Genomic DNA, 12,019 nt, shown 5'->3' with positions numbered 1-12,019 from the left:
TTATAACGTTTATAAACACTCAACTTCTGCTGCATTTCCGCTTTTATTTTATACGTCTAAAGTATAACAACCAGATCGCACTTTACCTTTACGTAAACTTCACTTATATTGGAGTTATTCGAATGAGGTAAACATTACAATGAAATCAGATAATCAAACAAACTTTGCAAATTCAGCCAACGAGCCGGCTAAAAACGAACAAACTTTTAGCATTAGTGAATTGGCTAAAGAATTTGATATTACCACCCGCTCTATCCGTTTTTACGAAGACCAAGGGTTAATATCACCAGAGCGCAATGGTCAAACACGTATTTACTCAAAGCGCGACAAGGTACGCCTTAAGCTAATACTGCGCGGTAAACGTTTAGGTTTCACCTTAGCTGAAACAGGTCGTTTGTTTGAACTGTATGATGCTGATAAATCAAGTGCAAAACAGTTAGTTACTATGCTTGACCTTATCAGTGAGAAAAAAGCCGATCTTTCACAACAGATGGATGACATTAAAGTGGTTCTTATGGAACTGGTCACCGCTGAACGTCGCTGTCGCGACACGCTTAGCAAAATAGATGAATAAAATATAACAACGTCATCAACACACAGGAATTAATCATGAGCACTATTTCACTATATAAAGAAATGAACTTTGGCCTTGGCGAAACTGCAGATATGATCCGCAGTCACGTAAACAGCTTTGCCAGTCAAGAAATTGCCCCACTAGCTGAAAAAACTGACCTTGATAATGCGTTCCCCAATGAACTTTGGCCGCAAATGGGTGAAATGGGCGTGCTTGGCATGACCGTGGATGAAGAGTTTGGTGGTGCTGGCTTAGGCTATTTAGAGCACGTTATTGCCATGGAAGAAATTAGCCGTGCAAGTGCCTCTATTGGTTTAAGTTACGGTGCGCATTCTAACCTGTGTGTTAATCAAATAAACCGTAATGGTTCACAAGCACAAAAAGAAAAATACTTACCTAAACTAATTAGTGGCGAGCACATTGGTGCGCTGGCTATGAGTGAACCTAACGCGGGCTCTGATGTTGTTTCTATGAAACTCAAAGCAGAGAAAAAAGGCGATAAGTACATTTTAAACGGTAATAAAATGTGGATCACTAATGGCCCTGACGCAGATACGCTGGTTATTTATGCAAAAACAGATTTAAACGCCGGTGCTAAAGGGATTACGGCCTTTATTGTAGAAAAAACTTTCCCTGGTTTTTCAACCGCACAAAAGCTCGACAAACTCGGCATGCGTGGTTCAAATACCTGTGAATTGGTATTTGAAAACTGTGAAGTACCCAAAGAAAATATTTTAGGTAACTTAAACGAAGGCGTTAAGGTACTTATGAGTGGCCTTGATTATGAACGTGTTGTTTTAGCGGCCGGCCCACTTGGCATAATGCAAGCGTGTATGGATATTGTGGTGCCTTACATCCATGAGCGTAAGCAATTTGACAGCCCTATTGGTCAATTTCAGTTAATACAAGGCAAAATTGCTGATATGTATACACAAATGAACGCAGCTCGCTCATATGTGTACACAGTAGCAAAAGCATGTGATCGCGGCGAAACCACCCGTAAAGACGCTGCTGGCGCAATTTTATATGCTGCTGAGCTTGCAACTAAAATGGCATTAGACGCAATTCAAATTTTAGGCGGTAATGGTTATATAAATGAATACGCAACAGGTCGCTTGCTGCGTGATGCAAAATTATATGAAATTGGTGCAGGCACCTCTGAAATACGCCGTATGTTAATTGGTCGCGAATTATTCACTGAAAGCCGCTAAGGATTAGTTATGACGATTTTAAAATCGAGCGTTAATCCGCATGATCCAAATTTTGTGCAAAATCACAACAACATGTCGGCGCTAGTGGATGATTTACGTAGTAAAGCAGCAACAATACGTTTAGGCGGTGGCGCTGCGCTAAAAGAGCGCCATGAAGGCCGCGGTAAATTGTTTGTCCGTGACCGTATTACCACTTTGCTAGATGAAGGCTCGCCATTTTTAGAAATATCGCAATTTGCTGCCTTTGGCGTTTATGAACAAGATATTCCTTGTGCCGGTGTGGTTGCAGGTATTGGTCGCGTTAAAGGCGTTGAATGTATGGTGATTGCTAATGATGCTACAGTAAAAGGCGGCACCTATTTCCCGCTGACTGTTAAAAAGCATTTACGCGCTCAAGACATCGCCGAACGTTGTCATTTACCGTGTATTTATTTAGTTGACTCAGGTGGCGCAAACTTACCTGAGCAAGACGACGTATTCCCTGATAAACTGCATTTTGGTCGTATTTTTTACAACCAAGCGCGTATGTCGGGTAAAGGCATTCCACAAATTGCTGTGGTTATGGGGTTATGTACTGCAGGTGGCGCGTATGTTCCTGCTATGGCCGATGAAAGTATTATTGTAAAAGAGCAAGGCACTATCTTTTTAGCTGGTCCACCGCTGGTAAAAGCTGCCACCGGTGAAGTAGTTACTGCAGAAGAGCTTGGTGGCGCCGATGTACACTGTAAAACATCAGGTGTGGCCGATCATTACGCTGAAAACGATGCTCATGCGTTGTCGATTGCTCGCCAATGTATTGAACGAATTAACTATTCACGCCCTACCTCACCATTACTCGAAGAAGTAAAAGCCCCTCGTTATGATATTAACGAACTTTACGGCATTGTCGGTACTGATCTTAAAAAGCCATTTGATGTCCGTGAGGTCATTGCACGTACTGTTGATGACTCATCGTTTGATGAATTTAAACGCTACTTTGGTGAAACACTGGTAACAGGTTTTGCCAGCATTTATGGTCATCCCGTAGGCATAGTGGCCAACAACGGTATTTTATTTAGTGAGTCAGCGCAAAAAGGCGCGCACTTTATTCAACTATGTGCTCAGCGCAACATTCCACTGGTATTTTTACAAAACATCACTGGCTTTATGGTTGGTAAAAAATATGAGTCTGAAGGCATTGCTAAACACGGCGCTAAAATGGTGATGGCTGTATCGTGTGCCGATGTACCCAAATTTACTATTTTAATCGGTGGCTCATACGGTGCAGGTAACTATGGTATGTGTGGCCGAGCATTTGAACCGACCATGATGTGGATGTGGCCGAATGCCCGTATTTCAGTTATGGGTGGTGAACAAGCCGCTGGTGTAATGGCGCAAGTAAAACAAGATGGTTTAGCCCGCAAAGGCGAAAGCATGAGCGAGCAACAAATTAGCGATTTTAAAAAGCCAATCATCGATCAATACGAACAGCAAGGTCATCCTTATTATGCCAGTGCCCGTTTGTGGGATGATGGAATTATTGACCCTGCTGATACACGCAATGTTCTAGGGCTTGCACTTAGCGCAGCTAAAAATGCTCCTGAGCGTGAATCAAAATTTGGCGTATTTAGAATGTAATGGGAGCTTAAAATGTCAGTAACACTACAAATAACAAAATCTAATGTGGCTGTACTTGTTTTAAGTCGCCCAGAAAAACGCAATGCCTTTAATAGCGACGTTATCCATGAGCTTATTCAATGTATTGAACATGCTAATACGCTCGATATTCGTGCCCTTGTATTAAAAACTGAGGGTAAACACTTTTCAGCCGGTGCCGATTTAGCCTGGATGAAATCGATGGCAGATAACAACTATAACGACAATTTGGCCGATTCGATGCAGCTGGCTAAGCTAATGCAAGTATTAGCACAAAGCCCACACCCTACTATTTGTGCGGTACAAGGCGCAGCATTTGGTGGCGCATTGGGCTTAATTGCTTGCTGTGATATCGCGCTCAGTAAAGACGACGCTCAATTTTGTTTAAGTGAAGTTAAATTAGGTTTAATTCCTGCTGTTATCAGCCCTTATGTAATAAAAGCTATTGGTGAACGCGCTGCTCGTCGTTACTTCTTAACGGCTGAAGTATTTGATGCGCATACGGCTAAACAGCTGGGGCTAGTTCACCAAATTACAGGGAATTTAGACTGTGCACTGGATAACCTATTACAAACGCTGATAGATAATGGCCCGGTAGCGGTTAAAGCAGCTAAAGCGCTTATTAATGATGTGGCAAACAAAGAAATCGATAACGAAATAATTGCGCTCACTGCAGAACGTATAGCCAAAATTCGTGTATCAGACGAAGGTCAAGAAGGTCTAACTGCCTTTTTTGAAAAACGCCCTCCCCAATGGCAACTCTAGGACGCATTATGAACACAGTACACTTACAAAAAATTCTGATTGCTAATCGCGGAGAGATTGCTTGTCGTATTATGCGAACAGCAAAGCAAATGGGCTTGACCACAGTTGCGGTTTATTCAGATGCAGATAAAAACGCTCAACATGTAAAAATGGCGGATGAAGCCTATCATATTGGTGCAGCGCCGAGTAAAGACTCATACCTAGTTGCAGATAAAATACTTAACGTTGCCAAAATGAGTGGTGCTGATTGTATTCACCCGGGCTATGGATTTTTATCTGAAAACAGCGAATTTGCAAATGTTTGTGAAGCTAATAACATTGCCTTTATTGGGCCACCAGCAAGCAGCATAGAAGCTATGGGCTCTAAAACCCGTGCAAAAGAAATTATGGCAGCCGCTAATGTTCCTTTGGTGCCTGGTTATTATGGCGATAAACAAGACCCTAGCTTTTTACAAGCTGAGGCTGAAAAAATTGGCTACCCTGTGCTTATCAAAGCGGCCTTTGGTGGCGGTGGTAAGGGCATGCGTATAGTTTCAAAAGCCAGTGAGTTTATAAGCGCATTAGAAGGTGCTAAACGTGAAGCTATTGCCGGTTTTGGTAATGATCTGGTTTTGCTTGAGCGTTATGTTGACCAACCACGCCATGTTGAAGTGCAAGTATTTGCTGATAACTATGGCAACTGTGTGTATTTAGGTGATCGTGATTGTTCATTGCAGCGTCGGCATCAAAAAGTGATTGAAGAAGCGCCTGCCCCCGGTTTATCAGACTCATTGCGAAAAGAAATGGGCGAAGCCGCGGTACGATGTGCACTAGCAATTGACTACCGAGGCGCTGGCACTGTGGAATTTTTACTCTGTGGTGATGAGTTCTTTTTCATGGAAATGAATACTCGCTTGCAAGTAGAGCACCCAGTGAGTGAAATGGTCACAGGCGTTGATTTAGTTAATTGGCAAATTAATGTAGCCAGTGGTTTAGCGTTACCTTTAGCGCAAGCAGATATTCAGCTACAAGGACACAGCTTTGAAGCACGTATTTATGCTGAAGATCCAAGTAATGACTTTATTCCGTGCTCTGGCACTATTGAGGCACTATATACGCCCCCGAACAGTGAATATGTACGTATTGATACTGGTATTGCCCAAGGTGATGAAATAAGCCCGTATTACGATCCAATGATTGCCAAACTTATTGTTCATGATGATAACCGCGACCAAGCACTTTCGCGTTTACAACAAGCATTAACACAATTTCATTTAGCCGGATTTAGCACTAATATCAGCTTTTTATATAATTTAGCGATTCATCCACGCTTTAAACAAGGTGCTCCAAGCACCCACTTTATTGCAGAGCAAGGTGAAGCGTTAGTTACTATTGACCCGTCTTTATTACAAACTAGCCGCTTAATTGCAGGTTTTGCGTATTTAGCATCACTTGGTAGTAATACAAGTAGTGCAAATCCATGGCAACAATTACATGGGTTTAGTTTAAATGCGCCGCAACAAGTTAACATTCCATTTAGCGATACCCCCTTAAACGCAATAAAAACCGCGCAGGGCTATAGCATGACCATTAATGACAACACCTTTGAAGTGCAAGGTGAGTTAACTAATGGCTACTGCAACGTATCGATTAATGGCGCTAAACACACTGCGCATGTTAGCCACGTTGATAATGCCATTACTGTAATGAACCAAGCACTGCAAACTAAGTTTGAATGTGTTGATAAACATTTCATCAGCTCACATGAAAATGAGGCATTACCCCTTGCTGCCCCACTTAATGGTACTGTAGTTAAACACTTGTTAGAGGTGGGAAGCACCATTACTAAAGGCGATGCAGTGGTTATAATTGAAGCAATGAAAATGGAATACACGCTTAATGCCCCACATGATGGCGTATTAAAAAGTTACTGTTTTGCTGAGGGTGAACTGGTAAGCCATGGCGCTTTACTGGCCATAGTTGAAGACACAACTGCAGAGGAACCCGCTTAATATGAGTTCATTATTACCTAAAGCAGTGCGCATTGTTGAAGTGGGCGCCAGAGATGGACTTCAAAATGAAGCCGCTGTAGAAACTGCTGATAAAATAACGCTTATTAACGCACTCGCCGCTGCAGGCATAAAAGACATAGAAGCTGGTGCGTTTGTCTCACCTAAATGGGTGCCACAAATGGCAGACTCTAGTGAAGTAATAAGCGCACTTAATTTACCTGAGGTTAATCTCAGTGCCCTTACCCCTAATTTAAAAGGGGCAGAGGCAGCAGATGCTGTAGGTATTAAAGAATTTGCAATATTTACCGCAGCGAGCGAAGCATTTTGCCAAAAAAATATTAATTGCTCTATTGAGCAAAGTTTGGCGCGTTTTAGTGAAGTTATGGCTTTTGCAAAGGCGAATAACATTCGCGTACGCGGTTATGTAAGTTGTGTGTTAGGTTGCCCGTATGAGGGAGATGTTGACCCTCATACTGTACTGGCTGTTGCTGCTAAACTCTTAAAAATGGGCTGTTATGAAATTAGCCTAGGTGACACCATAGGTGTTGGCACACCCGCTAAAGTAATAGAGCTACTTACATTGCTACTTAAACATATTGATAAATCTAAACTTGCTGTACATTTTCATGACACATACGGGCAAGCGCTCACAAATATTTACGCTGCGCTAAACCTTGGTATAGCAACGGTTGACAGTGCTGTTGCCGGCCTTGGTGGCTGCCCATATGCCAAAGGCGCGTCAGGAAATGTTGCCACCGAAGATGTTGTATACTTACTGCAAGGGCTTGGCATTGAGCATGGAATTGATTTACAAAGGCTTGCTGAGGCAGGTTGGCAAATTACGAGTGCACTGAACAAACAACCTGCTAGCAAGGTTTCTGCAGCATTACACGCACAATAATTATATAGCACAGAATGAGGAGTGACTCATGGCCGGTTTTGATAAAGTAGTTTCTAGTTATGAAGCTGCAATGGAAGGTTTAAAAGACGGCGATACAATAATAGCCGGTGGTTTTGGCTTATGTGGTATCCCTGAGGGTCTAATTGCCCAAATTAAAAAAATGCAAACTAAAGAATTAACCGTTGTTTCCAATAACTGTGGTGTTGATGACTTTGGTTTAGGGCTGTTACTGCACGACAAGCAAATTAAAAAAGTAGTCGCATCATACGTTGGTGAAAATGCATTGTTTGAGCAGCAGCTACTCAGTGGCGAGATTGATGTAGAACTTACACCACAAGGTACTCTTGCTGAAAAAATGCGTGCTGGTGGTGCAGGAATACCTGCTTTTTACACAGCCACAGGTTACGGCACACCGGTTGCTGAGGGTAAAGAAGTAAAAGAATTTAACGGTCGCCCTTATATTTTAGAAGAGTCAATTACCGGTGAATTCGCTATTGTAAAAGCATGGAAAGCGGATCGCTACGGCAACTTAGTATTTCGTCATACAGCCATGAACTTCAATCCAATGGCGGCTACTGCGGGTAAAATTACCGTTGCAGAAGTAGAGGAAATTGTTGAGCCAGGCGAACTTGAACCAAGCCAAATACATACGCCAGGAATTTTTGTTAACCGCGTTATAAAAGGTAACTTTGAAAAACGCATTGAACGTGTTACCACACGAGATTAAGCAGGAGCACTAACAATGGCATTATCACGTGAACAAGTCGCAATGCGCGTAGCTCAAGAGTTACAAGATGGGTTTTATGTTAATTTGGGCATTGGTATTCCGACACTCGTCGCAAACTATGTACCCGATGGCATAGAAGTTATGCTACAGTCCGAAAATGGTCTTTTAGGCATGGGCGAATACCCTACTAAAGCCACTGTTGATGCGGATATGATCAACGCGGGTAAAGAAACCGTGACGGCAGCTACCGGTGCAGCTATATTTAATAGTGCAGATAGTTTTGCCATGATACGGGGTGGTCATGTAGACTTAACCGTTCTGGGCGCGTTTGAGGTAGACCAAAACGGTTCTATAGCCTCATGGATGATCCCTAAAAAATTAATTAAAGGCATGGGCGGAGCGATGGATTTAGTCGCAGGTGCAAAAAACATTATTGTTACCATGACCCATGCCAGTAAACACGGCGACTCTAAGTTATTAGAAAGCTGTACGTTACCGCTAACGGGCGTTAACTGTGTTAAAAAAATAGTTACTGATTTAGCCGTTCTAGAAGTAAAAGACGGCGCATTTCATTTACTAGAACGCGCACCAGGCGTATCAGTTGATGAAATTATTAGCAAAACGGCAGGTAAATTGCTTGTTAATGGTGATATTCCTGAGATGGTGTTTTAAACCACTCATAATTTCACTCTGTACCGACCTCATTCCCAGTGCCAATGGCGCTGAGTTACCCAAAATCCCTCGTAAGAGGGATTTTTTTTGTCTATATTTTAGTTTTTGCACTATAGTGACAATTTAACGCACCACTTAGGTGAATTCGACCTAATAAAATAAATAAATTGCTGATATAGTTAGTTTTTATTTTTGGTTTAATTATTGCCTATTACTAGGCGATTGAAATAACTTTATACTGGATACCATGCAAACACCTATTCGCGGCCTTCGCTCTTTTTGTTTTGCCGCAAAAAGCTTAAGTTTTAAACATGCTGCTAAAGAGCTTTACTTAACGCCCTCGGCTGTAAGCCACCAAATTAAACAGCTAGAAGAGCAGCTAGGCATTGATTTATTTCAAAGACAAACTCGCTCTATTAGTTTAACGCCTGCAGGTAAAAACTTTTTTGAAGCAATTTATCCAATTATAAATATGCTAGAGAGCACCATAAATGAATTTAGTCAGTTACAACAAAATGTAAATTTAACCATTACCCTGCCCGAATTTTTTGCCAGTGAATTGTTAATGCCTAAGCTCAGTGAATGGACCAGCGAGCACCCTAATATTAATTTACACATGGATACCCTCAAAACGCGCAAAGAACTAACTCGCCAAAGTGATTTATCTATAATTTTATCTTCAAGTAAACCGCTTGATGGACTGGCTACTGAGTTATTTAATTTAGAATATATTCCAGCGTGTAATAAAAAACTACTTGAACAATGGCAAAACGATCATTGCCAAGCGCTTAATCAAGTGCCACTTATTGTGCATAAAGCACGGCCTTGGGCTTGGCATCAGTGGGCAGAAAAAGTTGGGATTGATGACTTTTCACCAACACAAATTATTCAAATAGATAGTATGTTTGGTGTAGCAAGAGCGGCGCAACAAGGAATGGGGATTGCACTTATTCCTCTGCCAATTAGCCAAAGCTGGCTGGATGAGCAATGGCTCTATAAACTGTTTGAACAACCCCTTACCACCAAAGATAAATACTACTTGGTACAACACGGCTCTAGTACGGCAAACCACCCGCTCGATTTGTTTGCAAAATGGGTAATTAACACCTTCAGACAAACAAAGTGACTATTAATTAAACGCCCTTTTATGGGCGTTTTATTATTTACGACCTTTTTAAAATATTTTTTCGTGTCTCACGTAAACCTCAAAAAATAAAATATAACCTGCATTATCAACCACTTGAGCAGCTCCTTGGTGACTGAATTTATAGATTAGTTTTTTTCACTTATTAGTTTTGTTTTTATCGCTTGTCGAAATTGAGTAAAAGCTCTAAAGTTAATTCAACAAATCAGCAACGACCAAAAATAATAAAACGCGTTACTGAAACCAAATTTAATTAGTTTGTAACAACAAGCTAGTAAAAAAGAATCTTTATTGTGTGTGAAGATGTTGTCAGTGTAAAAAACAGCTCAAGTTCGGTGGTGACTTAGCTTGGGTTGTTTTTATTTTACGCTTACACCCGCCAATAAATATAAGAATCTTTATTGTGTGTGAAGATGTTGTCAGTGTAAAAAGCAACTCAAGTTCGGTGGTGACTGAGCTTGAGTTGTTTTTATTTACATTCACATCAGCAACAATAATTCAGCATTAGTTATTACTAATACAACCCCCCGAATCTTTATTGTGTGTGAAGATGTTGTCAATTGAAATGCAGCGACCTTTTTTAAGTATCGCTGCTTTTTTTTTGCTTAAAATTTGCCTATTTGCTAATTAGCTTAAACATCATCTGATCTGTTTATTTCATCGCGAGCAACAAATTCTAGTACAGTGGCATTAATACAATATCTATCTTGACCATTTGGCCCTTCACCCGGGAATAAATGCCCTAAATGAATCCCGGTACTTTTAGATTTAAGCTCAATACGTTGCATTCCCCAACTGTTATCTTCATGCTGCGTTACGCTGTCTTTTACAGGGTGTGTAAACGACAACCAGCCAGTACCCGAATTAAATCTGTCGCGGGTATCAAACAAGGGTTCACCACTGAGTTTATCGATAAAAATGCCATCGGGGGTGTTTTTAAAAATAGCGTATTCTTTGCAATATGGGCTGTCGGTTTTAGCGTTAAACGCTACTTTATAAGCTTCACTGTCACCGAGTTTAAATGCACCTAGCGCTTTATAAAACAGCTCGGCATCCATATAACCTTGGCGAGAATACACTTCTACTCCATCTTCTAAAAATAGTATGGTGGGTGTAGCCCACGTAGCCGATTTGATGGTTAAACCATTGAGCTGATCAGCATGGCGAAATGTCATTGGTATTGTGCCTTTATAATCATTAGCTACCGCCGCTTTAAATTTTTCACAGTAAGGGCAGTAATCGCGAGAATCTAAAATAACAATTTGTTTGCCAGTCAACAATGCAGTGTTATCAACCTGCTGCTTTTCATCTTGACTAAAAACAACGCCGGTTGAATGGTCTGGGCAATAACCGTTTGGATTTTTTTCAAGATAATTTTGATGATATTCTTCAGCAGAATAAAATTGCTCTAGTGGCTTAATTTGTGTAGCTATTGTTCCATAACCTGCTTCAGTGAGTAACTGCTGGTACTGCTGTGTTACAGCAATCGCGGTATTTGCTTGCTCGTCACTTGTAGTTAAAATAATAGAGCGATATTGTGTGCCTACATCATTACCTTGGCGGTTTTTTTGAGTCGGATCGTGGCTTTCGTAATAATTTTGCAGCAGCTCTTTTGCCGAAATAATATTGCTATTAAATGTAACCTGCACCACTTCAGCGTAGTTATCTTCATCAAAGCGACGCGATAGCTTAGTTATATTCCTGTAGGTTGGTTTAAACCCATGCCCATCGGCATAGCCCGACTCTGCATCGAGTACCCCATTTAGTGCTTCGTAGCGTTTTTCTGCCCCCCAAAAACAGCCCGAGCCAAGCACTAGCTTTTCTACATGCATAGTGGCATCTAACTCACTGGATTTAGTTACCTCATCTGACGAGATAGCGCTCATCGTACTTAGTAATCCCAACATAGCAAATGTAGCTAATATTAACCCCTTAAACATACGATTACCTCTTAGTTTTAGTTACTCTAGGGTCTGTTGACCTTCCAAGGTTAAATTTGCAGCAGTCTGTTTGGTGTTTAGGCAAGGCAGAGCCTATGTGGTGTGATTATTCCCCATAAATAGGCGATAACGCAGCATCAATACCAAACAGGCGCTGCCCGAAGGGTTCTGCCTAGGAGCGATTTACCCTTTGTTGCCTACATGGATGTAGGTAAGGGGCGTGAGCAGGACGCGGAAGCTTTGCTCGGTTTTTACTTAGCCCACTAGGTTACAAACCTCGCGCCGCGATTAAACCGCTCCTAGTTTGAACAATTTTAACCCGCAAAGGTCAACAGACCCTAAAGCAGACCTGTGAACTCAACAATAAATTTCACACACAACAAAACTTTACGGATGAGAGAGTTTATTCGATCCGAGCTTGTCTATTAATATCGTAATAGTACAGCGACTGTGATAGCT

The 12,019-nt window shown here is 41.4% G+C and carries 10 protein-coding genes; 9 read left to right on the top strand and 1 reads right to left on the bottom strand.

All coding sequences use genetic code 11. The features are described 5' to 3' along the window. The first annotated feature begins 139 nt into the window (after positions 1-139). The 9 genes from AC0VZ5_RS07670 (at position 140) to AC0VZ5_RS07630 (ending at position 9,602) form a co-directional block, all read left to right on the top strand. A complete protein-coding gene (locus AC0VZ5_RS07670; RefSeq protein ID WP_008114692.1) occupies positions 140-574 on the top strand; it encodes a MerR family transcriptional regulator in 435 nt (144 codons plus the stop codon). A 35-nt stretch (positions 575-609) separates the two neighbouring features. Further along, positions 610-1,785 (top strand): isovaleryl-CoA dehydrogenase, encoded by a 1,176-nt coding sequence (locus AC0VZ5_RS07665; protein ID WP_475474726.1) that lies wholly within the window; start codon positions 610-612, stop codon positions 1,783-1,785. A gap of 9 nt (positions 1,786-1,794) precedes the next feature. Continuing rightward, on the top strand, positions 1,795-3,402 hold the full coding sequence (locus tag AC0VZ5_RS07660; protein WP_010389951.1) for a carboxyl transferase domain-containing protein: 1,608 nt from the start codon (positions 1,795-1,797) through the stop codon (positions 3,400-3,402). Between the two features lie 12 nt (positions 3,403-3,414). Beyond that, on the top strand, positions 3,415-4,185 hold the full coding sequence (locus AC0VZ5_RS07655) for an enoyl-CoA hydratase/isomerase family protein (RefSeq protein WP_010389950.1): 771 nt from the start codon (positions 3,415-3,417) through the stop codon (positions 4,183-4,185). Between the two features lie 8 nt (positions 4,186-4,193). Beyond that, positions 4,194-6,176 (top strand): acetyl/propionyl/methylcrotonyl-CoA carboxylase subunit alpha, encoded by a 1,983-nt coding sequence (locus AC0VZ5_RS07650; RefSeq protein WP_475474725.1) that lies wholly within the window; start codon positions 4,194-4,196, stop codon positions 6,174-6,176. 1 nt (position 6,177) lies between these two features. Then, complete coding sequence (locus AC0VZ5_RS07645; RefSeq protein WP_248527266.1) at positions 6,178-7,077, top strand: hydroxymethylglutaryl-CoA lyase; 900 nt, start codon at positions 6,178-6,180, stop codon at positions 7,075-7,077. A 28-nt stretch (positions 7,078-7,105) separates the two neighbouring features. Continuing rightward, positions 7,106-7,804: a CoA transferase subunit A gene (locus AC0VZ5_RS07640; RefSeq protein ID WP_008114703.1), complete on the top strand. Its 699-nt coding sequence runs from the start codon at positions 7,106-7,108 to the stop codon at positions 7,802-7,804. A gap of 15 nt (positions 7,805-7,819) precedes the next feature. Beyond that, positions 7,820-8,476 carry a 3-oxoacid CoA-transferase subunit B gene (locus AC0VZ5_RS07635; RefSeq protein WP_008114705.1) on the top strand — a complete coding sequence of 219 codons (657 nt, stop codon included), beginning with the start codon at positions 7,820-7,822 and terminating at the stop codon, positions 8,474-8,476. Positions 8,477-8,723: 247 nt separating this feature from the next. Continuing rightward, positions 8,724-9,602, top strand: a complete 879-nt coding sequence (locus tag AC0VZ5_RS07630; RefSeq protein WP_010389946.1) for a LysR family transcriptional regulator — start codon at positions 8,724-8,726, stop codon at positions 9,600-9,602. 650 nt (positions 9,603-10,252) lie between these two features. Here the strand turns inward: AC0VZ5_RS07630 and msrA are convergent. Beyond that, positions 10,253-11,560 carry a peptide-methionine (S)-S-oxide reductase MsrA gene (gene msrA, locus AC0VZ5_RS07625; protein ID WP_475474724.1) on the bottom strand — a complete coding sequence of 436 codons (1,308 nt, stop codon included), beginning with the start codon at positions 11,558-11,560 and terminating at the stop codon, positions 10,253-10,255. Positions 11,561-12,019 lie beyond the last annotated feature (459 nt).

The sequence above is a fragment of the Pseudoalteromonas sp. QJM3NY_12 genome (genome assembly GCF_056173165.1).
Note: the sequence above shows the minus strand (reverse complement) of the source record. Positions and strands in the feature narration are given on the sequence as shown.